This is a genomic window from Roseateles sp. P5_E1 (assembly GCF_054049335.1).
Genome location: NZ_JBFUMN010000001.1, coordinates 137,074 through 160,867, shown reverse-complemented (window position 1 = coordinate 160,867; position 23,794 = coordinate 137,074). Strand labels below are relative to the sequence as shown.

Annotated in this window: 18 protein-coding genes; 5 read left to right on the top strand and 13 right to left on the bottom strand. The window is 68.5% G+C overall.

Annotated elements, in window-relative coordinates:
* Nucleotides 1-459: 459 nt before the first annotated feature.
* Nucleotides 460-1,353 (bottom strand): ParB/RepB/Spo0J family partition protein, encoded by an 894-nt coding sequence (locus ACXJKJ_RS00820; protein WP_457321550.1) that lies wholly within the window; start codon nt 1,351-1,353, stop codon nt 460-462.
* A 48-nt stretch (nt 1,354-1,401) separates the two neighbouring features.
* Nucleotides 1,402-1,992, bottom strand: coding sequence for an RBBP9/YdeN family alpha/beta hydrolase (locus ACXJKJ_RS00815; RefSeq protein ID WP_457321548.1), 591 nt, complete (start codon nt 1,990-1,992; stop codon nt 1,402-1,404).
* A gap of 51 nt (nt 1,993-2,043) precedes the next feature.
* Here ACXJKJ_RS00815 and argC point away from each other — a divergent pair, with 51 nt between their 5' ends.
* The 4 genes from argC to ACXJKJ_RS00795 all read left to right on the top strand — a co-directional run bounded on the left by argC (nt 2,044) and on the right by ACXJKJ_RS00795 (nt 6,926).
* A complete protein-coding gene (gene argC / locus ACXJKJ_RS00810) occupies nt 2,044-2,991 on the top strand; it encodes an N-acetyl-gamma-glutamyl-phosphate reductase (protein WP_457388552.1) in 948 nt (315 codons plus the stop codon).
* Between the two features lie 148 nt (nt 2,992-3,139).
* A complete protein-coding gene (locus ACXJKJ_RS00805; RefSeq protein ID WP_457388550.1) occupies nt 3,140-5,434 on the top strand; it encodes a hypothetical protein in 2,295 nt (764 codons plus the stop codon).
* Nucleotides 5,431-6,723 (top strand): esterase/lipase family protein, encoded by a 1,293-nt coding sequence (locus ACXJKJ_RS00800; RefSeq protein WP_457388548.1) that lies wholly within the window; start codon nt 5,431-5,433, stop codon nt 6,721-6,723. Before ACXJKJ_RS00805 ends, ACXJKJ_RS00800 begins: the two co-directional genes overlap by 4 nt.
* Before the next feature lie 71 nt (nt 6,724-6,794).
* Nucleotides 6,795-6,926: a hypothetical protein gene (locus tag ACXJKJ_RS00795; RefSeq protein WP_457388547.1), complete on the top strand. Its 132-nt coding sequence runs from the start codon at nt 6,795-6,797 to the stop codon at nt 6,924-6,926.
* A gap of 21 nt (nt 6,927-6,947) precedes the next feature.
* Here ACXJKJ_RS00795 and ACXJKJ_RS00790 read toward each other — a convergent pair whose 3' ends face one another.
* From ACXJKJ_RS00790 to ACXJKJ_RS00780, 3 genes are all read right to left on the bottom strand, one after another.
* Nucleotides 6,948-7,556 (bottom strand): PAS domain-containing protein, encoded by a 609-nt coding sequence (locus tag ACXJKJ_RS00790; protein ID WP_457388545.1) that lies wholly within the window; start codon nt 7,554-7,556, stop codon nt 6,948-6,950.
* A 110-nt stretch (nt 7,557-7,666) separates the two neighbouring features.
* Complete coding sequence (locus tag ACXJKJ_RS00785) at nt 7,667-8,152, bottom strand: heme-binding protein (RefSeq protein WP_457388543.1); 486 nt, start codon at nt 8,150-8,152, stop codon at nt 7,667-7,669.
* Between the two features lie 3 nt (nt 8,153-8,155).
* Nucleotides 8,156-10,405, bottom strand: coding sequence for a beta-glucosidase (locus tag ACXJKJ_RS00780; RefSeq protein ID WP_457388542.1), 2,250 nt, complete (start codon nt 10,403-10,405; stop codon nt 8,156-8,158).
* 191 nt (nt 10,406-10,596) lie between these two features.
* Between ACXJKJ_RS00780 and ACXJKJ_RS00775 the strand changes: the two genes are divergently transcribed.
* Nucleotides 10,597-16,290 (top strand): alpha-2-macroglobulin family protein, encoded by a 5,694-nt coding sequence (locus ACXJKJ_RS00775; RefSeq protein ID WP_457388541.1) that lies wholly within the window; start codon nt 10,597-10,599, stop codon nt 16,288-16,290.
* 22 nt (nt 16,291-16,312) lie between these two features.
* Here ACXJKJ_RS00775 and ACXJKJ_RS00770 read toward each other — a convergent pair whose 3' ends face one another.
* From ACXJKJ_RS00770 to mnmG, 8 genes are all read right to left on the bottom strand, one after another.
* Entirely contained in the window at nt 16,313-17,341 is a 1,029-nt protein-coding gene (locus ACXJKJ_RS00770) for an OmpA family protein (protein WP_457388539.1), read from the bottom strand.
* Nucleotides 17,342-17,360: 19 nt separating this feature from the next.
* Nucleotides 17,361-18,392, bottom strand: a complete 1,032-nt coding sequence (locus ACXJKJ_RS00765) for a DUF4892 domain-containing protein (RefSeq protein WP_457388537.1) — start codon at nt 18,390-18,392, stop codon at nt 17,361-17,363.
* Nucleotides 18,393-18,492: 100 nt separating this feature from the next.
* Nucleotides 18,493-19,239: a GNAT family N-acetyltransferase gene (locus tag ACXJKJ_RS00760; protein WP_457388535.1), complete on the bottom strand. Its 747-nt coding sequence runs from the start codon at nt 19,237-19,239 to the stop codon at nt 18,493-18,495.
* A complete protein-coding gene (locus ACXJKJ_RS00755) occupies nt 19,236-19,769 on the bottom strand; it encodes an N-acetyltransferase family protein (protein WP_457388533.1) in 534 nt (177 codons plus the stop codon). Before ACXJKJ_RS00755 ends, ACXJKJ_RS00760 begins: the two co-directional genes overlap by 4 nt.
* A complete protein-coding gene (locus ACXJKJ_RS00750) occupies nt 19,766-20,227 on the bottom strand; it encodes a hypothetical protein (RefSeq protein WP_457388531.1) in 462 nt (153 codons plus the stop codon). The genes ACXJKJ_RS00755 and ACXJKJ_RS00750 overlap by 4 nt, the downstream gene beginning before the upstream one ends.
* Nucleotides 20,228-20,237: 10 nt before the next feature.
* Nucleotides 20,238-21,011 (bottom strand): ParA family protein, encoded by a 774-nt coding sequence (locus ACXJKJ_RS00745; protein ID WP_457388530.1) that lies wholly within the window; start codon nt 21,009-21,011, stop codon nt 20,238-20,240.
* A gap of 123 nt (nt 21,012-21,134) precedes the next feature.
* Complete coding sequence (gene rsmG, locus ACXJKJ_RS00740) at nt 21,135-21,761, bottom strand: 16S rRNA (guanine(527)-N(7))-methyltransferase RsmG (protein ID WP_056190927.1); 627 nt, start codon at nt 21,759-21,761, stop codon at nt 21,135-21,137.
* Complete coding sequence (gene mnmG, locus ACXJKJ_RS00735; RefSeq protein ID WP_457388528.1) at nt 21,758-23,719, bottom strand: tRNA uridine-5-carboxymethylaminomethyl(34) synthesis enzyme MnmG; 1,962 nt, start codon at nt 23,717-23,719, stop codon at nt 21,758-21,760. The genes rsmG and mnmG overlap by 4 nt, the downstream gene beginning before the upstream one ends.
* Between the last annotated feature and the right edge of the window lie 75 nt (nt 23,720-23,794).

The following is a 23,794-nucleotide window of genomic DNA, read 5'->3' as shown; positions in this document are numbered from 1 at the left end:
GTTTGAACTCCACAGGGCCGCAGGCACGATCCGTGCCCGAGGGACTGGGGGGTTCTGATCGCGCCTCAACTGCAAGGCGTCATCAGAACTCTCCACTCGCTTGATCAGCAGCTTGGCGCCGCCGACCGCTCGTCAATCTCAAGAATAAGCCGCTATCTGCCCATCAACACGACCACCAACAAACCAACGCAGTTTTCCGTTGACAGGGTGCCGGGCCAGCATACGCCCGCAGTTTGGGCAAGACCTGGCACTTTTCGGGCAAACCACACGAACCCGGGGGGCTTGTGGCGGGCCGCAGACAAAGCTGTCGGTGAAGAACTGTAGCGAGAGTGGCGCGCGTCACGGATGCATCACCATCCTTGTTGGACCACGCGGGCATCGTTACTGCGCACCTAGTGTTGAGCGCCTGCCGGCAGCGTCTTGTCAGACGCCGCCGCATTGCATCGCAGCCTGCGTTGCTCAGGCGCCGCGCAGCTTGTCGAGGATGCCGGACAGGGCGTCGAGCGAGTCGAAATGGATGGCCAGTTCGCCGCTCTGAGCACCACGCTTCGTTGCCTTCTTCACGCGCACCTCGACGGTCGCGCCCAAAGCGTCGGCCAGCTCTTCTTCCAGCCGCAGCACGTCGCGGCTCTTGTCGCTCTTCACGCGCAGCAGCGGCGCCTGGCGGCCGGCGCCCTGGTGCCTGGCGACCAGCTTTTCGGCCTCACGCACACTGAGCTTCTTGGCCGCGATCTCGCTGGCCGTGGTGATCTGCGTGGCGCCATCCAGCGGCAGCAGCGCGCGGGCGTGGCCCATGTCGAGGTCGCCCGCCATCAGCATGTTCTGCACCGGCGCGCTAAGGTTCAACAGCCGCAGCAGATTGCTGGCCGCGCTCCGCGAACGACCGACCGCCTGGGCCGCCTGCTCATGTGTCAGGCCGAACTCGTCGGTGAGTCGTTTCAGGCCCTGCGCTTCCTCGAGCGGGTTGAGGTCTTCGCGCTGGATGTTCTCGATCAGCGCCATCGCGGCGGCCGATTCGTCGGGCACCGCCTTGACGAGCACCGGCACCTCGCGCAGGCCGGCAAGTTTTGCCGCACGGAAGCGCCGCTCGCCGGCAATGATCTCGTAGGTCGCGCTCCCGTTCGGTGAGATCGGGCGCACGAGGATCGGTTGCATGATCCCTTGCGCCTTGATCGATTCGGCCAGCTCGTACAGCGAGCCCTCGTCCATGCGCGTGCGCGGCTGGTATTTGCCGGCCTGCAGCTGTTCGAGCTTCAGCGTGGAGGGCAAGTCGGTGGCGGGCGCTTCGCTGACCTTGGGGCCGAGCAGGGCCTCCAGGCCGAGGCCGAGGCCTTTGGGTTTCTTCGTGACCATGGGGGCGGATTGTCGATGAATGGGCGCCCCCAAACCTGCCGCTTTGCGTCAGGCCCCCCGAGGGGGTGCGGAGCGGCTCGGGAGCGGCCCGTCGCCGCTCCAGCGCTTGCCGAGGCTTTCCAGCAGTTCCCGTCCCTCGGGCCAGTCGCCCAGGCCCGATTCGGCGTTCAGATGACCCCGCGGCCCGGCGATGACGACACTGCTGCCCCAGTCGGCCGCCATCTGCGTGCTGCGCTCGGCGGCGCCAAAGGGGTCGTCGCTGCTGATGACGGTGATGCTGGGGAAGGGCAGGCGCGGGCGGCGGATGGGTCGCCAGTTGTGCAGCTGGGGCGGCATGTCCGCGCGCTCGGTGTCCGGCGGGGCGACGAGCAGGGCGCCTTTCACGCGGCCGACGTGCTGGGAATGCTCGGCCCAGGCGGTGACGAGCTGGCAGCCCAGGGAATGGGCGACCAGCAGGGCCGGCGCGTCGTCCTGCAGCAGCACCTCGTCCAGCCGCGCCATCCAGTCGCCGCGGCGGGGCCAGTCCCAGTCGTGCTGCTCGACGCGCTCGTCGCCATGCAGCCGCTCCCAGCGGCTTTGCCAGTGGTCCGGGCCCGAGTTTTGCCAGCCCGGGAGAAGCAGTACACGCTCAGATTTCATGGTTTGCCCTTATCCTGCACAGTTCGATTTTCAGCGGTTGGAGCAGCGGCGATGACGTTCAAGGTGTTTGTGGATGGCCAGGAAGGCACCACGGGTTTGCGGATTCACGAGTACCTCGCGGCCCGCAGCGACATCGAGGTGCTGAAGATAGCCGCCGACAAGCGCAAGGACCCGGCCGAGCGTTCGCGTTTGCTGAACGCCGCCGATGTGGCCTTCCTGTGCCTGCCCGACGCAGCCTCGCGCGAGGCCGCCTTCATGGTCAACAACGACCGTACCTGCCTCATCGACGCCAGCACGGCCCACCGCACGGCGCCCGGCTGGGCCTTCGGCCTGCCGGAGCTGGCCAGGGGCCAGCGTGGCGCCATCCAGGCCAGCAAGCGCATCTCCAACCCGGGCTGCCATTCCAGCGCCTTCATCCTGTTGGTGCGCCCGCTGGTGGATGCCGGCCTGTTGTCCAAGGACGCCGCCATCAGCGCCACGTCCATCACCGGCTACTCGGGCGGCGGCAAGAGCATGATTGCCGAGTACGAGCAGCAGCCCTTGCCGGCCCACCTGCAGGCGCCGCGGCCCTATGGCCTGGGTCTCAAGCACAAGCATCTGCCGGAGATGGCTGCCCACACGGGGCTGGCGACGCCGCCGGTCTTCCAGCCCATCGTCAGCAGCTTCTACAAGGGCCTGGCCGTCAGTGTGCCGCTGCACCTGAGCCAGCTCAAGGCCGGCACGACGCCTGAGCAGGTCCATGCCGCGCTGGCCGCCCACTTCCAGGGCGAGCGTTTCATCAACGTGAAGCCGCTGCGCGACGCGGCCGCGCTGGATGCCGGCTTCTTCGACGTGCAGGCCTGCAACGACACCAATCGCGTCGACCTCTTCGTATTCGCCTCCGACACCCAGGTGCTGCTGATGAGCCGCCTGGACAACCTCGGCAAGGGCGCCAGCGGCGCGGCCGTGCAGAGCATGAACGTCCACCTGGGTCTGGAAGAGAGCCTCGGGCTGGTCTGAACCAGAAATCAGGGCGCTGAGGCGCAGCCCGGCGACATAGGATGACGCCTCTCTCAAGCAAACGACGGGCCGCTCCCGAGTTTGCTTGACCCCCTTGGGGGGCCTGTCGCGTAGTGACAGGTCTGGGGGCTCTATGTTGGGAGGCGTGATGTCGAAGACTGCAGGCACTGATCCTGTTCTGGCCCGGATCTCTTTGGTCATTCCGGGCCGCACGATCGCCTTGGGCGGCCAGCCCGAGGAGGGCGTGCCCGTGTGCCGGCTCGACACCGAAGCCATGCGCTGGACCTATGTGCTGCGGGCACGCGAACGCTGGCTCAGTTCGAGTGACGCCAGCAACAGCCGTGAGGAGCAGGCCAACCGCACGCTGAAGGGCTTTGGCCTGAAGGACGCCGACCTGGAGGCGCTTGCCCGCGCGCCGCGCGTCGTCGTGCGCATGCCTTACGCGTCGGAACGCGAGGGCTGGCAGGGCCGCATCTTTCCCTGGGAATATCTGCTGGCCAAGGCCACGCGGCGTTATCGCAATGTGGACAACCACCGCGTCACCGTGATGCGTGAAGTGGTGCCCAAGGCCCCGGCCCGGTGGAAAAAGCCCGGGCAGCGCAGCCTGCTCTATGTGCAGAGCGCACCTGGCGGCTTGCGGCAGACCTGGGATTTCAGCGCGGAAACCAAGCGGCTCAAACGCGCGCTGGGCGACATCCAGCTGATGGAGTTGAAAGACCCGAGCTGGCAACAACTGCACGACGTCGTGAAGGCGCACCAGCCCGACCTCATCCATCTGAGTGGCTTTGACAATCTGGCCGGCCTGAAGGCCTTGCGCGACCTGGTGCCGAACGGCGAAGTTGTGGAGGCCGAATTCGGCCCGATGCAGCTGGACGACGTGCTGGCCAAGGAGGCCAGCGTGCCCGACGGCATGCTGCTGGCCGGCGAGAGCGGCGGCGCGGCCGTCGTCGGTGCGCAGCGGCTGGCCGAGGCGCTGGGGGCGGGGGGCGAGCACTGCGCCTATTTCGTCTCCCTCAGCCTCGAAAACTCGGCCGCGCGCACGGCGGCCCTCATCGTGGCCGAGCGCGCGGCCCTGTCGGCCGTGGGCTTCCAGGACGCGGTCGAGGACCAGCTGGCGGACTTCTTCTTCGAGCTGGTCTACGGCCAGCTCGACCAGGCCGTGTGGAACCTGCCGCTGGCCTTCGAGAGCGCCTGGTTGCGCGCGCGCAAGGAGCCCAGAGCCACGCGCGCCACCGGCGTCACGCTGTGGATGGGCGCGCCGCTGAACGAGGCTGCATTCACGCTGGGCGAACCCGCCGCGGCTGAACTGCGCGATGCCGACACGCCGCCGCGCCTGCTGGCCAAGCCCGAGAAGGAGCTCAACTACGCGGTACTGCACAACAACGGGCGCCTGTTCAGCGAGATCGTCGTGGAGCGCGGCAACGCCAGTCCCGAGGATGGCTTGAGCGTCGACGTGGAGCTGCAGCTCGGGCCCGAACAGGCGCGCTGGCGCAAGCGCTTCGTGGCCGGCGAGACGCGCTTCGACCTGAGCAACGAGGTGCACGTGCCGCTGACGGCTGCGCTGATGCGTTCGCTGCAGGAAGCGGTCAACAGCACCTTGATGGTCCAGCTCAGCCACAACGACAAGGTGCTGACGCGCGACAGCCATCGCCTGCGCCTGCTGCCGGTGGACCAGTGGCGCGACAACGACAAGGACGGCCAGTGGCTGCCCTCCTTCGTGCTGCCGCGCGATCCGGCCGTCGTCAGCGCGGTGGAACTGGCACAGCGCTATGTGCGCATCCTGCGCGACAACCCCAGCGCCGGTTTCGAGGGCTATCAGGCCGCGCCGAGCACCGACGAAGAGCAGCTGCGCGAGGTCGATCTGCAGGTGCAGGCGATCTGGGCCGCCCTGCTGCATGAGTGGCGGCTCGGCTATATCAACCCGCCGCCGTCGTACAGCAGCAAACTCGATTCGCAGCGCCTGCGCACGCCCAGCACCATCCTCGGTGCGCGGGCCGGCACCTGCATCGACCTGGCCCTGCTGTTTGCCGCCTGCCTGGAGCTGATCGACGTCTACCCGGTCATCTTCCTGCTCAACGGCCATGCGCTGCCGGGCTATTGGCGGCACAACAGCTTCCAGGCCGACTATCTGGCGGTCAGCGGCGATGGCGCGCATGGCGCCATGGCCGGCGCCGCGGATCGCAACTCCTCCGCCAGCCTGCAGCGCTATGCCTGGCAGGCGATCGGCAATGCCCCCTACCGCGAGGTCAGGCAGCTGATCCGCGCGCGGCGCCTGGTGCCCATCGAGACGGTGCGGCTGACCGAGCACTGCGGTTTCGTGGAGGCGGTGGAGGCGGGCATCGATGCGCTGTCCGAAGCGGAGGACTTCCATTCGGTGCTGGACGTCGTGACGGCGCGCATGAGCGGCATCACGCCCCTGCCCATCGTGGAGGAGAGGCCATGAGCGGTAACCAACTTTGGGCCGACGTGAGCGCCCGTCTGGTGCTCGAAGAGGAGCCGACCGAGGTCAGCACCCTGCCCATCGGCCAGCGCCGCCGGCGCGCCGCGGCGCGCGACGCCGATGGCCGCGCCAAGGTCGAGCTGGTGCGCGACGAGGACGGCCTGCTGCGCTGGGTCTATTCGCCGCCGACCACGCCCGGCGGCACGGGGCGGCGCTCCTACCGGTCGATTCGCGTGGCGCCGGACGACGTCGTGCAAAGCTTTCGCTTCAACGACTTCGGTGCCAATGCGGTCACCGACAAGCTGATCGCGGCCGATGACTGGTTGACGCCCGACAAGGGCATGCAGCGCTGGCAGGACGGCCGCCTGGTGAACGACGCCCAGCCCAGGATAGACAAGGGCCGCGTGCTGCTGCTGGTGCATGGCACCTTCAGCAAGTCGCAGATGTGGTTCGACGAGCTGCAGGCCACCGACGCCGGCAAGAAGCTGCTCGCCGGCTGGCAGCAGAAGTACAGCGCCATCCTGGCGTTTGGCCACGCCACCCTGTCCGTGGCGGCCTGGTCCAACGCCCTCGATCTGCACAGCGCCCTGCAGGACGTCAGCGCGCCCATCGACGTGGTCTGCCACAGCCGGGGCGGCCTGGTCGTGGGCTGGCTGATGCGGCTGCGCGCCGTGCCGGTGGAGCGGGTGATCTTCGTGGCGTCGCCGCTGGTGGGCACCAGCCTGGCCGCGCCGGACAAGCTTCGTGCAGCCCTCGACATGATCGCCAGCTACGCCGATGCCGTGTCGACGCTCAGCAAGCATGCGACGGGCATCGTGCCCTTTGCCGAGGGCGTTTCGCTGCTGGCCAAGATCTTCGGCAAGGTGCTGCACCTGGGCAGCACCACGCCCATCGTCGACGCGGCGGTGGGCTTGGTGCCGGGCCTCGCGACGCAGCAGCTGGTCAAGAACAACAACGATGTGCGGCAATTGTTTGCCGCGCCTTGGCTCAGCAGCCCCCAGATGTCCGGCATCGGCGCGTCTTTCCAGCCCGACGAGAGCGCTCAGCCGATCTGGAAGTTCTGGCGGCGCTTCAGCCACATCGGCGACCAGGTCAAGTACGGTGCGGCCGACATGGTGTTCCCCGGCCCCAACGACCTGGTGGTGGACGTGGACTCGATGTTTCGCCTGGGCGAGGGCGGCAACATCACTTTCGAAGCCCTCGGCGTGGGCCCGACCACACATCACACCAACTACTTCCGCGATGAGCGAGTGATCGGTTATCTGGGCGATCAGTTGTCGATTCAGAACTGAGGGGTTTCGCGGTCCGCCTTCCAACGCGAGAGTGCGTTCGTCGTCGCGATGAGGGTGACCCACGGCGATGGGTGCCTGATTGCGGCGCCGAACTGATCTTCGACCAGCCCAACGATCTCGTCGTCGACAGCGCGACGACGCATCACTGCAGCTACTTCCAGGACTTGCGCGTGCTCAGCTGGCTGGATGCTCGCTTGCGCTGAGCGGCCTTGCCAGGCGCGTCTCTACACAGTGCGCAGGCTCTCAAGTTGCGCCATGGAGGCCTGCAGCAGGTCTTCAACCATGCCGAGCACCCGATCCCGCTCAAGCGCGAGCGCAGCGCGCTCTGCATCGGCGCTGTCGATACCTGACCGGTCGACGCTCAGCAGCAGGTGAAACGGCAGCACCAGCGGCAAACCCTCCATCAAGCCGCGGTGGCCGTCTGCCAACCCGCCCTGGGGCGTGAATGGGCGTTCGGTCAGGTCAATCATGGTCCCGACCATGCGCACCGCCCGGCCCTCGGCGTTGCGCTCGATGACCCGGCCGCGCGAATGGACGACGCGATACCCCGAGCCATTGCTGCGCAGGCGGAATCTGGCCTCGTAGCTGGGCTGGCTGCCCCGGGCGTGCGCGCTCATGGCTGCAAGCATGCCTTCAAGGTCGGCAGGATGGACCCTGCAGCGCCAGAAGTGGGTGCTGTCGGCGCTGTACGGTTCGGGATAACCGAGCTGCTGTTTCCACTGGGGTGAATGGTGAACGGTCTCAAGCTCAAGGCGGAGGTCCCACACGCCAAGCTCACCCGCCTCAATGGCCTGTCGCCACTGAATTTCAGCCGGTGGTCGCTGCATGTCCATGGACGGGGATTGTCATGTCCCGATTCGGCGCTATTCGGCTTTGAGCCCGTCGGAAAGGGCGAATGCAGTGAATCCCAACGCATACCCGCAACTTGCGAGGTCGTTACTACCTACTGGCTGCTCCAAAGCGCCAGTCCACCTGCCGCAAGCGCATGGTCTTCCCACCCGTCGAGGCCCGAAACGATCAAGGTCCCCACTCGGCCCTTGCCGTGCACCGCCAGGGGCAAGGCGCCGCCTTCGGCCTGGAAGAGGGTGGGGTCGAGGCCGGATTCCGCATGGAAATTGGCCTGGCGTTCGAGGAACTCCAGCCGAACCCGCCATGAACTGTGGCCGAACCGGCGAACGACGTTCTTCTTCTTGGTGATCCAGTCCGCGTTGCCTGCGCCCGTGCCATCCATGAAATAGACGAACAGAGGATGCTCGTCGGTCTCCAGGTGAATGGCCACGGGCCGGGCCGCAAACCACTGCTGCGCCAGCGCGAGGATGGATTGCCCGATTCCCATGGCGTCAGCCGCGGTCAGGCGCTCGAGCACGAGTGCTGCTTCCTGGGCCGCACACTGGGCAGCGGTCTCCGGAGCTTTCAAGCGGGAGTCCATGCGCTATCGCGCCTTGTGACGAAGCTGCGCCGACGTGAACCTGCGGCCCGCCAGCACCAGCTGGGCGGTGGCACGGATGTCGTCCGAGCCCGCGCCGAGCTGCACTTCGTAGGTTCCAGGCGCGATCACCCAGTTGCCGGTCGACTCGTCGAAGGTGGCCAGCAGCCGCGGGTCGACCGTGACCGCACCCGTGCCGGTCTGACCCGGCTTCAGCGCCAGCTTGTCGAAGCCGACGAGGCGGCGGGGCGCTTCCCATTGAGCGCTCTGCGGCGCACGGACGTAGACCTGGCCGACCGAGGCACCGTCGCGCTTGCCGGCGTTCTTGACGGTGAACTTGACGGTCACCTGCCCGCCGGCCTTCTGGGCTTGTTCTGCCTTGAGGCCGCCCAGCTCGAAGCTCGTGTAAGACAGGCCATGGCCGAAGGCGTACAGCGGCTTGTGGCCGTGCAGGTCAAACCACTTGTAGCCCACCGCGGCGCCCTCGGTGTAGCGGACCGTGAACAGCGGGCCGTCCGACTTGCCGCCGATCTGCCGGCGCACCAGCTGATCCGTGCTCGCAGGGAAGGTGATGGGCAGGTGGCCGGAGGGGTTCACCTCGCCGGTGAGGATGCGGGCGATGGCCTCGCCGCCGGCCGCGCCCGGGTAGAAGGCCGCGAGGATGCCCTTCACGTCCTTCTCCCAGGGCATCAGGATGGCGCCGCCGCTCTCGACGACGACTACGGTGTTCGGGTTCGCCTTGGCGACCGCGCTGACGATGGCGTCCTGGTTGCCTTCCAGCGTCAGCGACGCGTCCAGCGACTCGGCGGTCCATTGGTGGACGAAGACGATGGCCATGTCCGCCGCGGCTGCGGCCTTGCCGGCGGACTCGACGTTGGTGCCCGCGTCGAAGGTGAATGCCGTCTGCGGCCGCAGACGCTGCAGCGCCTTCATCGGCGATGAGGGCTGCCACACCTGGGTCAGCCAGCCGCCCGGGCCGAGGCCGGTGACGGCGGTGCCGCCGATGGGCGTGACGGACGCCGAGCCACCACCGGCGAGCACGGCCTTGTCGGCATATGACCCGATGAGGGCCACGCGCTTCGGCGCCCCCAGCGGCAGCAGGCCGGCCTCGTTCTTCAGCAGCACCAGCGACTGCTCCGCGGCGGCCTGCGAGACCTGCGCGTGGGCGGCAAAGTCGATGGGGCCTGGCTTGAGCGGGTGGTCCATCACGCCCTTGTCGAACATCGCCCAGAGGATGCGCCGGGCCATGTCGTCGATGCGCGACCGCGGCACCGAGCCGTCCTCGACCGCCTCCTTCAGCGGCTTGGCAAAGTAGGGCGCCTTGTCGAAGGGGAAGCCGGACTGCTGGTCAAGCCCGGCGGTCGCAGCGAGCACGGTCGAATGCACGGCACCCCAGTCGGACATCACGTAGCCCGGGTAGCCCCAGTCGCCCTTGAGCACCTTGTTCTGCCAGAAGGCGTTCTGGCAGGCGTAGACATCGTTGATGCGGTTGTAGGAGCACATCACGGAGCCGGGGCTGGACTTCTCGATGGCGAGCTCGAAGGCCAGCGCGTCGCTCATGCGCAGCGCGGACTCGCCAATCTGCGCGCTGACGATGTTGCGGCCGGTCTCCTGCGCGTTGATCAGGTAATGCTTGATCGTCGAAATAATGTGGTTGGCCTGCACGCCGCGGATCAGCCCGGCGGCCATGTCGGCGGCGAGCAGCGGGTCCTCGCCGGTGTATTCGAAGTTGCGGCCGTTCTGCGGTTCGCGCGCGAGGTTGACGCCGCCCGCCAGCATGACGTTGAAGCCCGACAGCCGGGCCTCCAGCCCGATCATCTTGCCGCCGGCCTCGGCCACACGCGGGTCCCAACTGGCAGCCGTGGCCAGCGACGAGGGCAGTGAGGTGCGCTCCAGGTTGGGGTTGCGCACGCCGATGGACGCGTCGGCCTGGTGCTGGGCCGGTAGCCCCAAGTGCTCGATGCCGGGGATGTAGCCGGCCGAACCCGGAATCACCGTGGCGATGACCTCCTTGGTGTTGACGCCGGGGATCACGGCGCTGTCCACCTGCGCCAGCTGGTCGCCCGAGGCGTAGCCGAACACCAGCAGCAGCTTCTCATCCAGCGTCATCGCCTTCAGCAGCAACTCGGTGCGCTGCGCGGCGCTCTTGGCCTTGTCCGTCCAGGGCTGGGCATCGGCGGCGAGCAGGGGCTGCGCGGCGGCGCAGAGGGCCAGCGCTACGGCCGTGGCCACCAGGGAGGCATGCATTGATTTCATGGCGAAAGGCGCATTGCGGCCGGGGTGGAATCGGTTCCAGCATCGCAGCGGTGGGGCGGACTCTACCTGGATAGCCCGGTAGGTTAATGGGGTGAACGCAGTGAACCCCCAACGCATGGCGGCAGCACGCCGTGGCGCATCGGTTCGGCCCCCACAATTGCCGCCAATAACTAACTAAAGGGAGACACGGCATGCCTCACGCCCCGGCAGCACTGGCTTTTTCCGCGCGGATGCTCGCGGCCTGCGCGCTGGCCATGGCCCCGCTGCTCGCCAGCGCGGCGGAGCCCGCCGCGCGGGTGCTCACCTTCAGCCCGCAGGGGCAGGTACCGGGTGCGGAGCAGGTCAGGGCCACCTTCAGCGAGCCCATGGTGCCTATGGGCAAGGTGGCCGCGCCGGGGCCGTTCGAGGTGGCCTGCGGGCTGGCCGGCGAGGCGCACTGGGTGGATGACCGCACCTGGGTAATGGATTTGAAAGACCAGGCGCGCGATGGCCGGGCCTGCGAGTTCCGCGTCAAGCCCGCGCTGAAGTCCCTGGCCGGGCATGCCGTGGTCGAGCCGCTGGCGTTTCACTTCCAGCTGCCGGCGTTGACCGATGAGATGAAGCGCTACGTCGCGAACGTTGTTCCCCACCACGGCGCGGCCTGGGTCGCGGAGGACCAGGTCTTTCTGCTGCGCTACACCCATCCCCTGGGCGGCACCCCGACCGACGTTCGCTGCGAGGCCCCCGGCCAGCCCGAGGCGCCGGCCATCCACCTGCCGACCGAGGTTCGCGACGGGCTGAAGAAGCAGGCTAGCTGGATGTGGGAGGCGCCCGACCGCCTGGAGGCGGTGCGCTGCCCCTTTGCGCTGGCGCCCGGGAGGCCCGTCACGCTGCGACTGGTGCGCCCGACCTTGAAGCCCCATGAGCTGACATTCACAGCTCGCGCGCTGCCGGCCGTGACCGTGGCGTGCAGCCGCCTGCAGCCCGACGGCGACTGTGCCGCCAACTTCCCCATCGCCCTGGAGTTCAACGCGGCGATGCCTGAAGCCCTGCTTCGCGAGATCAAGCTGGACGTGGGGCAGGGCTTGCGCCCCGGCACGGTGACCGTCCAGCCAGCCACGCTGACTTCCGGCGCCAGCAGCACGGTCACTTTCGAAGGCGGTTTCCAGCCCCGGGCCGAGTACCGGATCCGCTGGCCGGCGCAGGACTTCGTGGACGACGCGGGCCGCAAGCTGGCGCGTGACCGCCGGCCCGCCAGCATCAAGACGCTGCCCGCGCTGGGGCTGGCGTACCTTCCGGTGCCGACGGTGTCGATCCGGCCGCTTCAGGCCGACAACATGGTGCCGGTCTTCCTCCAGGGGGCGGCCACGCAGTCGGTCATCCGCGAAAAACTCATCGGGGCCGGCGACGGCGGCGAGGCGGCAGACCAGCTCATCCTGCGGTGGATGGGGCTGCTCGGCGCCGGTGAGAGCCCGCACCACTACTTCTCGATGCCCGACGCCTGGCGCCCGCGCGGGCAGGTCGCTCCGCCCCTGCTGGGCGACGCCGCCGCCATCCCGCTGCAGGGTGTTGAGGCTGCTGCCTCTCCCGAGGCCCGCCGTGGGCGGGTGGCGCTCAAGGGCGCGGGCCTGCATCTGCTTGAACTGCAGGCGTTCGCCGTCCAGGGCGATGCCGTCCCCGCGTACGACAGCGTGGCCGTGTTGCTGACGCGGTTGGCCGTGCACTTGAAGGTTGCCGAGACCAACAGCGCCGTGTGGGTGACGCAGCTGGACGGTGGCGCCCCGATCGCTGCGGTGGACCTCCGGGCCTATGACTGCCGCGGCACCCTCGTCTGGCAGGGCCGCAGCGATGCGGACGGCTTGGCGTCCATCGACCGCAGCGCGCTCGCCCGTTGCAACGACCTCCTCGGTGCCGGCGTGACGGTCATCGCCCGGCACACCTGGCCCGACGGCGAGCGGGATGTCTCGGTCGCCAGCAGCCGCTGGACGAGCCTGCTCGACGCCGCCAGCTACGGCGTCCACCGAACCTGGGACAGCTCGTTCATCCGGGCGCATACCGTGCTGGACCGCAGCCTGTTCTCGCCGGGCGAGACGGTGTCGATGCGGCATGTGGTCCGGCGGGAGAACACCGCCGGGCTGGCCGCAGGCGAGCTTCCCCGCAGCGCGACGATTGTTCATCACGGTTCGCGCAAGACATGGACCGTCCCGCTGCAGGAGAGCGCGCGCGGCGAAGGCCTCTCCCGCTTTGAGCTGCCCGGTGATGCGCCCTTGGGCAGCTACGAGGTGGTTCTGAAGCTCGGCGAGGGTTCGTCGTTGCACGTTACCGACCACGACACGGCCCAATTCGCCGTCGAAGCCTTTCGCCTGCCCGGTATGCTGGGCGCGATCCAAGCGCCACGGCTGACCTTCGGCGCGGCACCGACGCTGCAGCTAGACCTTCATCACGCCGATGGCGGCGCGGCGCAGCACTGGCCCGTCACGCTGAGGGTCTATGCCCAGGCGCAGGGATACCGCAGGCCCGATCTGCTCGATGGCTACACGGACATGCCGGCCTTCCTCGACGAACCGGCCGCAGCGGAGCCTGAGCCGGCTCAGCTGCTGCTGGACACGCAAGCGCTGCAGCTCGATGCCCAGGGCCATGCGCAGGCCACGCTGCCCGCGCTGCCCCGGCGCGCACGGCCCTATGTGCTGCGTGCCGAACTGAGCTACCAGGACCCCAACGGCGAGGCCCAGACCGTGTCGCAGGGCTTTGACGTGCTGCCCAGCCTGCTGACGGTCGGCGTCCGCACGAGAGGCTCGGTCGCGATCCTGCGGCCGCTGGAAGTGCAAAGCCTGGTGCTCGACGACAGCGGAGCGCGGCGCAGCCGGCAGCACGTCAGCGTGAGCGCCAAGCGCAAGGACGGCTACGGCTCCGGCCCCGTCGAGGAGCTGGGCGAGGTCTGCCAGGGCCTGACCGATGACAAGGGCGAGCTGGTGTGCGGCTTCGTGCCCCGCAAGGCCGGGCGGTACCAGTTCGAGGCGACCTCAGCAGACGTGGACGGCAAGGTGGCCGCCGCCCGTGGCGAGCCCGCCTTTGTGCAGCAGCAGCACCTGCTGGCTGGCCCGCTGTTCGTGGACACCGACAAGGCGCTGTATCGCGAGGGTGAGATGGCCAGCATCGCGGTCTCCAGCCCCTTCAAGCGGTCGCGCGTGTGGCTGACGATGGAGCGCCGGGGCGTCCTGGAGTCCCGCGTGCTCACGCTGGACGCGGCGCAGGCCCGCATCCCGCTGCGCATTCGCCGCGAGTGGGCGGGCAATGTGTCGGTCTCGCTGCTGGCGTTGGATGCCGAGGCGGGGGCGCTGCCGGCGGCCGTGGCCACGGGCATCGCCGAACTGATGGTGTCCACCGAGGCCCATGCGCTGCGGGTCAGCCTCATGCCCGACCGCGCGCGCTACCAGCCCGGCGATGCCGCCCGGGTCCGCATCCACGTTGCGACGGCAGACGGCAAGCGGCTGCCCGCAGCGCGCAAGCTCAGCTTCGTGGCGGTGGACGAGGCGCTGCTGAGCCTGAAGGACAACCCGAGCTGGCAACTACTGGCCCGGATGCAGGCCCCCCGCCTGCACAACGTCTATACGACCAGTGGCTTGGTCATGAACCCCGCGGTGGACGAGCGGGCCATGCTGCGCTCGGCGGAGGGCGTGCTCATGGACATCCTCAGGATCTCGGCTGACAAGGCCGCCGGGATTGTGACTGTCATTGGGGAGCGGAGTGCGTTGCAGAGTGCCCAGAAGATCAAGCAGAACGACGGCGTGTATCCCGAGGTATTGCAGCGTGTGGTCGGGGCAGCGGGGGGCACCGTCTCGCGCCGCGCCGGCAGTGACGCGGCGGCGCCGCCGGCCCGCACCCTGCTCGATTCCCTGCTGTACTGGCAGGCCGACGTGCCCGTCGACGACAACGGCGACGCCGTCGTGAGCTTTCCCATCAAGGACGGACTGAGTCGTTTCCGGCTGGTGGCAGTGGCCAGCGCCGGCAGCGACGACTTCGGCACCGGCGCGGCCCACCTGGACGTGATGAAGGACCTGCAGCTGACCGCCGGCCTGCCGCCGCGCGTCCGCGATGGCGACCGGTTTGCGGCGCTGGTGACCGTGCGCAACACGTCTGCCGGCCCCATCACGCTGGATGCCAGCGCCGGCCTCACCGGCCAGGCCGCGCTGCCGGCCCAGGCCCTTCGCCTGGCCGCGGGCGAGACGCGCCAGATCAGCTGGCAGGTACATGTCCCGCAGGGTGCGCAGGCCTTGAACTGGCGCTTCGCCGCGAAGGAACGCGGCCGTGCCGGCCGGCAGGACGTGCTGGAGACCACGCAGCAGGTCGAACCCGCCGTGCCCGTGACCGTGCAGGCGGCCACGCTAGCCCAGGTCAACGGCAGCTTTGACGTGCCGGCGTTCGGCTTCGACGGCGCCGGGGCCGTAGCCGGTACCGCCCGCGTGGCCGTGCAGTTGCTGCCCTCGCTGGCCGGCCAACTGGGCGGCGTGCAGGCTTGGCTCGCCAGCTACCCCTACCGCTGCCTGGAGCAGAGGGTGTCGCGCGCCGTCGGCATGCACGACCGCAAGGCCTGGGATGCGGCCATGGCGGAGCTGCCGCGCTACCTGGACGAAGACGGCCTGGCCAACTACTTCCCGCCCGGGTCCACCGCCGCGCGGCTGGGCAGCGACACGCTAACCAGCCATCTGCTGGACCTGGCCGACGCGTCGGGCTGGCCCATTCCCGAGGCCGAGCGCAAGCACATGCTGGCCGGGCTGGAAGGCTTCGCGGCGGGCCGCATCAAGCGCGCGTTCTGGGCGCCCGGCGAGGACGGCCTGGCGCGCAGGATCGGCGTGCTGGCGACGCTCGCCCGCCACCAACGGCTCGCGCCCGGGCAGCTCGACGCCATCCGCGTCGACCCCGACGAGTGGACCACCCGCATGCTGATCGACTGGCTGACGGTGCTGAGGAAAACCGATGCCCAGCCCGCCCTGCAGGCAGCGGCCGCGAACGCACTGCGCGCTCGGTTGACCTACCAGGGGCGCCGCATGGTCTTTTCCACCGAGGCCCGCGACTACTGGTGGTGGCTGATGAGCCACGGCGACGTGGACGCCGCGCGCCTGCTGCTTGCCGTGGCCGACCTGCCCGATTGGAAAGCCGACCTGCCACGCCTGCTGACGGGGCTGCTGAGCCGCCAGCAAACGAACGGCGCCTGGGCCACCACCAACGCCAACGCCTGGGGCACGCTGGCCGTCGATGCCTTCGCGCGCCTGCTGGAGCCGGTGCCCGTGGCCGGCGAAACCCGCGTCACGCTCGGCCAGCAACGCAAGACGCTGACCTGGAAAGAGCCGGGCAGCAAGTCCTTCGACGCTCCCCTGGGCAAGGCCACCGACGCGCTGCACATCCGGCACGACGGCGCCGGCGCGCCGTGGGCCTCGGTGGAGGTGCGCGCCGCCGTGCCGCTGACGGCGCCGCGCTCAGCCGGCTACGGCGTGAGCCGCAGCATCACCGCCGTGCAGCAGAAGGTGCCGGGGCAATGGCATGTGGGCGACATCGCGCGCGTGCGCCTGAGCATCCGTGCCCAGGCCGACATGAGCTGGGTCGTGGTGGATGACCCGGTGCCGGCCGGCGCCAGCATCCTGGGCAACGGCCTGGGCCGTGATTCCGCCGCCGCCCAGGCCGGCGAGCAACGCACGGGCAACGCCTGGCCGCTGTACCAGGCCCGCGACTTCACGTCGTTCAAGTCCTTCTATCGCCACGTGCCGCGCGGCGACTTCAGCCTCGAATACACGATCCGCCTCAACAACCCCGGCCAGTTCACTTTGTCTCCCACACGCGTGGAGGCGATGTACGCGCCGGAGGTGTTTGGCGAGGCGCCGAACGCGGTGTTCGGCATCGAGCCGTGAGGCAGGTCCTGGCGCCGCCGGGCTATTGCGCCACCAGCTCCACGCGCCGGTTGCGCGCCCGCCCTGCGTCGTCGCCATTGCCCGCCACCGGTGCCAGGCTGGCCAGGCCCTTGGCGCTGAGGCGCTTGGTGTCGACCTTGTAGGGCGCCGCGGTCAGGGCCAGTACGACGGCGCGGGCGCGCTCCATGCTCAGCGCCTGGTTGGCCTCGAAGGTGCCGACGTTGTCGGTGTGGCCGACGATGTACGCCTTCAGCGTGGGCTGGTTCTTCAGCAGCTCGGCCATCGCGTCGAGCTGGGCCTTGGACTCGGGCTTGAGCTCGGTCTTGCCGGTGTCGAAGAACAGGCCGGTCAGCGTCACGCGACCCTCGGCGGCGAGGCCGGCCTGCAGCGCGGCGGGGTCCACCGTGACCTGGCCCGTCTCCATGGCCTTGGGCTCGACGATCTGCAGATAGGTGGCCACCATGCCGGTGGTGGCGTTCGCGGCCAGCGAGTTGTAGAGCAGCACGGTGGCTTCCTGGCCGGGCTTGCCCAGGGTGCCGACGAGCATGCGGCCCTCGTCGCCGGACAGGGCCGAGGTCAGGCTGTAGCGGCCGCTGCTGGGGGTGTCGACCGTGCCCTTGGCCCAGTTGAAGCCCTTGGTCGGATCGCTCTGCTTGAGCCAGGCGAAGTAGAGGTCGAAGCAGTCGCGCTCGCACGAGAAGCGCTTCTTGAAGCCGGCGGCATTCAACGCCTGCTCGTAGTTGCGCCACACCTCCAGCGCCGACTTGCCGCGCGGCGCGATGTAGACCGTCTGCGTGACCTTGCCCTCGAGGTTGAGCATCGGGTCCTTGAACTGCCGCTTGTCGGCCTTGGACAGCTCGACGCTGGCGGGCAGCACGGCGGCGTCCCAGTTGGAGACATGCTGGCCGGCCAGCCATGAGCCGGCGAAGCGCCTGACGAGGGGGTGGTCGGCGGCGCCGGGCACGTCGGCGTAGGGTGCGTCGGCGGCTGGCGCGCTGAGATGGACGGCAGCGGCCAGCAGGGCGGCGGAGAAGCGGAGGGTGATGTTCATGGCGTCGTCTTTGCGGGCGTTATTGCAGGACCATCTCGACGCGGCGGTTCTTCGCGCGGCCGTCGTCGCTGGTGTTGGGCGCCACGGGCGCGAAATTGGCGATGCCGCGTGCCTGCAGCCGGTTGGCCGCAATGCCGCGCTGGGTCAGCGCAGCCACCACCGCCTTGGCCCGACCGTCGCTGAGCGCGAGATTGGCGTCGATGGCGCCGACGTTGTCGGTATGGCCGACGATGAGCACCTTCAGCGCCGGCTGGGCCTTGAGCACGGCGGCCATCTGGTCGAGCTGCGCGTTGCTCTCGGGCTTGATGTCGGTCTTGCCGGTGTCGAATACCAGGCCGTACAGCGCGATGCGCCCTTCAGCCTGCAGGCCCTGGCCGATGGCCTTGGCGTCGACCGTGACCTGGCCGGTGGGCATGGCCTTGGGCTCGACGATCTCGATGTAGGTGGCGGCGCGGTGGGTGTACTCGTTTTCGGCCATGGACGTGAACAGCAGCAGGTTCAGCGAGCGGCCGCCGCTGGCCAGCGTGCCCACCAGCATGCGGCCTTGGTCATGGGTGATGGCCGCGGCCAGGGGCCAGGCGGCGCCCCGGTGGTCGCCGTCCATGGCGGGCAGGTCGCCCTCAGCCCAGTGCATGCCCTTCATGCGCTCGTACTTGTCCAGTGCGAAGTGGGCCTTGGTGCAGCCCTGCGCCTCGCTCTCGCATTGCCAGGTGGTCTTGAAGCCTGCAGCGATCAGCGCCTGCTGGTAGTTGCGGTAGACCTCCAGCGGGCTCTTGCCCAGCGGAGCCAGGTAGAAGAGGCGGGTGACCTTGCCTTCGAGGCTGACCGGGTGATTGAACTTGTCGTTCTCGGTCTTGGACACGCCGCTGGCGTCGGGAAAGCTGCGCTGCTCCCAGTCCTGCTGGGCGTAGCCGACGAGCACGCTGCCGGCAAAGCGCTTGAGGACGGGGTGGTCGGCGCTCTTGGCGACGTCGGCCTTGGGGGCGTCGGCCTGCGCAGTGGCGAGGGTCAGGGCGGCAAGAAGGGCGAGGGCAGCGCGGAGGGGCGTCATGAGTGGCGGCGGGTTGGAGGCGCGATGTTGACGCAGCCAACGCGCGAGACCCTCGCCACAGCGACCTGCAAACGTGGGAGCCGAAAGAAGTGACTCGCCGTCAGACGAGTTGCTTCTCCGGGCTGCGGTAGTGATACCGGTAGGCGAACACGAAGCCCATGCGCGCATACAGGCGTTGGGCGGCGGCGTTGTCGCTGCCTACCTGCAGATAGGCCTGGCGAGCGCCCTGCGCGTGGGCGAGGGCCAGCAAGGCCTGGCACAGGCGCTCGCCATGACCCTGGCGCGGCACGGCGGAGAAGATGTCGTAGAGGCCGACGATGTCGCCATCGACGACCATTTGCCCGCAGGCCAGCAGCGCGCCGCCGGCGTCGTTCAGTGCGAAGCCCTGGTAGGTGACCGTTGCGTTAGCAATGCGCTCGGCGTGGGCGGCGATGGCCGTCACGGAAGAGCCGCGCAGCGTGCCGACGGCGGCGGCATAGGTGTTGGCATCGAGGGCCTGGAGGGCGGGTGGAGTCGGCTCGGGAGCGAGGTCGCCCAGCACCATCACGTCGGCCGCATCGAACACCCCCCAGCCCTTGGCAGCGAGCAAGGCATCGAGGTCCGCCGGCTGGCTCCAGGGCGTCACGCGCACCGCCAGCGGCAGGCCGGCGGCGTCATAGGCGCGTTGGCAACGGGCCAGCAGCTCATCCAGCGGCAGGGTGCCCTGGCGCAGCGCATTGATGCAGCGCGAGCGCTTGGCTTTGCCGGGCGACAGGCGGATCAGCCAGCCATCGATGTCGGCTTGCTGGGGCGGGGCGCTGGCATCGAGGCCAGCGTGTTCGGCGCGCAGGGCGAGGGCGTCAATCATGGAAGCAGCACGGCAGGGTCGCGCCAGATGCAGCGCCATTCGGGCAGGCAGGCGCCACCAAAGGGCGGCGTCATGCCGGGGTCGATGAACTCGGCGCCCATGCGGGCGTAGAAGCGCTTGGCGGGTTCGTTCTGGTCCAGCACCCACAGGTGCAGAGGCTGGTTGTGCGCCGGCCCCAGCTCGCGGACGATGGCTTGCAGCAGCAGGCGGCCGATGCCGCCGCCCTTCAGCTCGGGGTGGACATGCAGGTTGTCGACCAGCGTGCCGCAGACCGGGTCGTGGCCCGGCAGCACATAGGCAAAGCCGATCATCTGGCCGGCGGCGTCTTCCGCGACGATGCCGAAGGCGGACGCAGCCGGCGACGTCTGCAGGCGCTCACGCCAGACGGCCTGGCGCTCGGCGAACACGTCGTGGTCGAGAAAGCTGTCGGGCACGATGCCGCGGTAGGCGCTGCGCCAGCTGGTGGCGTGCAGGGCGGCGACGGCGTCCGCGTCGGCCGGCGTCATGGGGCGCAGGACAGCCAAGCTCATGGCTTTGCGCCATCGGGGGCGTTGAGATAGGTCCGGTAGGTCATGTCGACACCGTCGCTGCGGGCCGCGGATCGGATCGGGCGTGAGCCGGCAGGGTAAGCGATGTCCAGATGATCATCGGCCAACCAATGGAGATCGACGAGGCCGTCTCGCATGGCCAGATGGTCGTCGACGGCCGAGCCCAGCGAGATGGCAAAGAAGCCGCGAGGTAGGGCTTGGGGATCAATGCGCCGCTCCGTTGTGGGGACGATGACCACCTGGCGCGAGAAACCGGTGGTCGCGCCGCAGTCGATTTCATAGACGATGGCCGTGAGTTTGCCGCTGGGCGATCGCACCTTGGTGAAGACCTCGGTTGCGCACAGATCGGCGGGGAACAGCTGATTCAGCAGCACCGAGCAGCCGCCGATCAGTGCGGCGATGGCCAGCGCCACCCAGGACAGTGCGCGCCTCCAGCGCATCAGCGGGTTCTCACCGCATCGTTTCGATCCGCCTCACCATCTCCTTGGCGAACTCGACAAAGGCCTGGGCCCCCTTGGAGCTGGGGTCGAACACCACGCCCGGCAGGCCGTAGCTTGGCGCCTCGGCCAGCCGCACATTGCGCGGGATGACGGTGTCGAAGACCTTGTTGCCGAAGTGAGCCTTGAGCTGGTCGCTGACCTGCTGCTGCAGCGTGATGCGCGGGTCGAACATGACGCGCAGCAGGCCGATGATCTGCAGGTCGGGGTTCAGGTTGGCGTGGATCTGCTTGATGGTGTTGACCAGGTCGGTCAGGCCTTCGAGCGCAAAGTACTCGCACTGCATGGGCACGATGACGCCGTGGGCGCTGCACAGGCCGTTCAGCGTCAGCATGGACAGCGACGGCGGGCAGTCGATGAGGATGAAGTCGTAGTCCTTGCCGGCCTCGGCCAGCGCGGCCTTCATGCGGGCCTCACGGCGTTCCAGCGCCACCAGATCCACCTCGGCGCCGGCCAGTTCGCGATTGGCGCCGAGAACGTCGTAGCCGGCCTTCTCGGCACGAGTCTTGGCCTCGGCCAGGGAGGCGGACTCCAGCAGCACGTCATAGACCGTCAGCTCCAGCTTGCGCTTGTCGATGCCGGAACCCATGGTGGCGTTGCCCTGTGGGTCCAGGTCGACGACCAGCACACGCTGGCCGATCTGGGCCAGGCCGGCGGCGAGGTTGACGGTGGTGGTGGTCTTGCCGACGCCGCCCTTCTGGTTGGCGATGCAGAAAATCTTGGCCATTTTGAGTTGTGGTGGGCGGGCGGTTCGCGGGGCAGGATAAAGGAACACAGCCACAGAGACACAGAGACACAGAGGCAAGTCAGCTGAATTTCTCTGTGCCTCTGTGTCTCTGTGGCTTTGTTTCTACTTCGGCCGCATCCAGATGATGCAGCGCTGGGCGTCCAGGCCCGGAACGACCAGTTGTTCCACGTGAAACACATCCACGTCGGCGGGCAAGGCAGCGATCTCGTCGGCCGGGTGCTGGCCCTTCATGGCCATCCAGACCGCACCTTCGGCCAAGTGTTGGCGGGTCAAGCTGGTGAAATCGACCAGCGAGGCGAAGGCGCGGGACGTGATGACGCCGAAGGGTTCGGTGCTCAGCGCCTCGACGCGGCTGTGCACACCGCGCAGGTTGGGCAGCTTCAACTCGGCTGCGACCTGCTGGATGAAGGTGGTTTTCTTGGCGACGGCATCGACGCAGCTCACATCGGTGCCGGGGCAGCAGATCGCGATGACGACACCGGGCAGGCCGCCCCCGGCGCCCACATCCATCAGCCGGGCCGGCACGCCGTGGCGTTTCAGCGGCGCGATGACGGACAGGCTGTCCACCAGGTGGTGACTCAGCATCTGCGCCGGGTCACGCACCGCGGTCAGGTTGTAGACCTTGTTCCACTTCTGCAGCAGGGCCAGGTAGGCCAGCAACTGGTCGAGTTGGGTGTCGCTGAGTTCGAGGCCGAGTTCGCGTGCCGCCGCTTGGAGCGTGTCCCTCATGCAGTCACCGCAACATCGGCAGCTTCCGTGAAGCCCTTGAACTTGCCCTTCTTCAGGTGCACCAGCAGCAGCGAGATGGCGGCCGGGGTGATGCCGGAGATGCGCGAGGCCTGGCCCAGCGTCTCGGGCTTGTGCTTGTTGAGCTTCTGGCGCGCCTCGAAAGAGAGGGCGTGGACGAGGCCGTAGTCCAGCTCGTCGGGCAGCTTCAGATGCTCGAAATGGGCGGCGCGGGCGACGTCGTCGACCTGCTTGTTGATATAGCCGGCGTACTTGGTGCTGATCTCGATCTGTTCGGTGACGAGGTCGGCAAGCTCCTGGCCCAGCTCAGCGGTCAGTGTTTCACGTGAAACACCGGCTTCGGGCCGCGCAATGGCGGCCACCTCGGCGACTGTGTCAAAGCCGACGCCGGGCCGCCGCAGCAGTTCGACCAGTGTGTATTCACGCTCCAGTGCCTTGCCGACCAGGCGTTCCGCATCCGCCACCGGCAGGATGCCGGGATGCACCCAGGTGCTCTTCAGCTTCTCTGTTTCACGTGAAACAGCGTCTCGCTTGCGGTTGAAGGCGGCCCAGCGCTCGTCGTCCACGAGGCCGAGCTGGCGGCCGGTCTCGGTCAGGCGGGCATCGGCGTTGTCCTCGCGCAGTTGCAGCCGGAACTCGGCGCGGCTGGTGAACATGCGGTAGGGCTCGGTCACGCCCTTGGTGATGAGGTCGTCCACCAGCACGCCCAGGTAGGCCTGGTCGCGCGCGGGAGTCCATGCGGCGTCACCCCGAACCTGCAGTGCGGCGTTCAGGCCGGCGAACAAGCCTTGGGCCGCGGCCTCCTCGTAGCCGGTCGTGCCGTTGATCTGGCCGGCAAAGAACAGACCCTGGATGACTTTGGTCTCGAACGAGGCCTTCAGGCCGCGCGGGTCGAAGTAGTCGTACTCGATGGCGTAGCCGGGGCGCAGGATGTCGGCGTTCTCCAGGCCCGGGATGCTTCGCACGGCGGCGAGCTGGATGTCGAAGGGCAGGGAGGTGGAGATGCCGTTCGGGTAGAACTCATGCGTCGTCAGGCCCTCGGGCTCCAGGAAGATCTGGTGCGAGTCCTTGTCGGCGAAGCGATTCACCTTGTCYTCGATGCTCGGGCAGTAGCGCGGGCCCACSCCYTCGATGACGCCGGTGAACATGGGGCTGCGGTCGAAGCCGCTGCGGATGATCTCGTGCGTGCGCAGGTTGGTGTGGGTGATCCAGCAGGGCACCTGCTGCGGGTGCATGGCGGCCTTGCCCATGAAGCTGAACACCGGCACGGGATCGAGGTCACCCGGCTGTGCCTCGCACTTGCTGAAGTCGATGGTGCGGCCGTCGATGCGCGGCGGCGTGCCGGTCTTGAGCCGACCCTGCGGCAGCTTCAGCTCCTTCAGGCGCGCGGACAGCGACACGGCCGGCGGGTCGCCTGCGCGGCCGGCGGCGTAGTTCTCCAGGCCGACGTGGATGCGGCCGTCCAGGAAGGTGCCGGCCGTCAGCACGACGGCGCGGGCGCGAAAACGAATGCCGGCTTGGGTGACGGCGCCGACGACGCGGTCGCCTTCCACCATCAGGTCGTCCACCGCCTGCTGGAACAGCTGCAGATTGGGCTGGTTCTCCAGCATGCGGCGGATGGCGGCCTTGTAGAGGATGCGGTCCGCCTGGGCGCGGGTGGCGCGCACGGCCGGGCCCTTGGAGCCATTGAGGATGCGGAACTGGATGCCGCCTTCGTCGGTGGCCAGCGCCATCGCGCCGCCCAGCGCGTCGACCTCTTTCACCAGATGGCCCTTGCCGATGCCACCGATGCTGGGGTTGCAGCTCATCTGGCCCAGGGTCTCGATGTTGTGGGTCAGCAGCAGCGTCTGCGCGCCCATGCGGGCGGCGGCGAGCGCGGCCTCGGTGCCGGCATGGCCGCCGCCGACGACGATGACATCGAATTCCTTGGGGTAAAGCATCTGGATCCTGGAAAGAGCAATCGCCGGGCAAGGCGCCTAGGCGAACCGCGAATTTTACGAAGCGGCTGTGGATAA

What these genes read in the sequence shown, in the direction of transcription:
- ACXJKJ_RS00820 (WP_457321550.1), bottom strand. Translation starts at nt 1,353, where the DNA reads ATGGTCACGAAGAAACCCAAAGGCCTCGGCCTCGGCCTGGAGGCCCTG.
- ACXJKJ_RS00815 (WP_457321548.1), bottom strand. Translation starts at nt 1,992, where the DNA reads ATGAAATCTGAGCGTGTACTGCTTCTCCCGGGCTGGCAAAACTCGGGC.
- argC (WP_457388552.1), top strand. Translation starts at nt 2,044, where the DNA reads ATGACGTTCAAGGTGTTTGTGGATGGCCAGGAAGGCACCACGGGTTTG.
- ACXJKJ_RS00805 (WP_457388550.1), top strand. Translation starts at nt 3,140, where the DNA reads ATGTCGAAGACTGCAGGCACTGATCCTGTTCTGGCCCGGATCTCTTTG.
- ACXJKJ_RS00800 (WP_457388548.1), top strand. Translation starts at nt 5,431, where the DNA reads ATGAGCGGTAACCAACTTTGGGCCGACGTGAGCGCCCGTCTGGTGCTC.
- ACXJKJ_RS00790 (WP_457388545.1), bottom strand. Translation starts at nt 7,556, where the DNA reads ATGGACATGCAGCGACCACCGGCTGAAATTCAGTGGCGACAGGCCATT.
- ACXJKJ_RS00785 (WP_457388543.1), bottom strand. Translation starts at nt 8,152, where the DNA reads ATGGACTCCCGCTTGAAAGCTCCGGAGACCGCTGCCCAGTGTGCGGCC.
- ACXJKJ_RS00780 (WP_457388542.1), bottom strand. Translation starts at nt 10,405, where the DNA reads ATGAAATCAATGCATGCCTCCCTGGTGGCCACGGCCGTAGCGCTGGCC.
- ACXJKJ_RS00775 (WP_457388541.1), top strand. Translation starts at nt 10,597, where the DNA reads ATGCCTCACGCCCCGGCAGCACTGGCTTTTTCCGCGCGGATGCTCGCG.
- ACXJKJ_RS00770 (WP_457388539.1), bottom strand. Translation starts at nt 17,341, where the DNA reads ATGAACATCACCCTCCGCTTCTCCGCCGCCCTGCTGGCCGCTGCCGTC.
- ACXJKJ_RS00765 (WP_457388537.1), bottom strand. Translation starts at nt 18,392, where the DNA reads ATGACGCCCCTCCGCGCTGCCCTCGCCCTTCTTGCCGCCCTGACCCTC.
- ACXJKJ_RS00760 (WP_457388535.1), bottom strand. Translation starts at nt 19,239, where the DNA reads ATGATTGACGCCCTCGCCCTGCGCGCCGAACACGCTGGCCTCGATGCC.
- ACXJKJ_RS00755 (WP_457388533.1), bottom strand. Translation starts at nt 19,769, where the DNA reads ATGAGCTTGGCTGTCCTGCGCCCCATGACGCCGGCCGACGCGGACGCC.
- ACXJKJ_RS00750 (WP_457388531.1), bottom strand. Translation starts at nt 20,227, where the DNA reads ATGCGCTGGAGGCGCGCACTGTCCTGGGTGGCGCTGGCCATCGCCGCA.
- ACXJKJ_RS00745 (WP_457388530.1), bottom strand. Translation starts at nt 21,011, where the DNA reads ATGGCCAAGATTTTCTGCATCGCCAACCAGAAGGGCGGCGTCGGCAAG.
- rsmG (WP_056190927.1), bottom strand. Translation starts at nt 21,761, where the DNA reads ATGAGGGACACGCTCCAAGCGGCGGCACGCGAACTCGGCCTCGAACTC.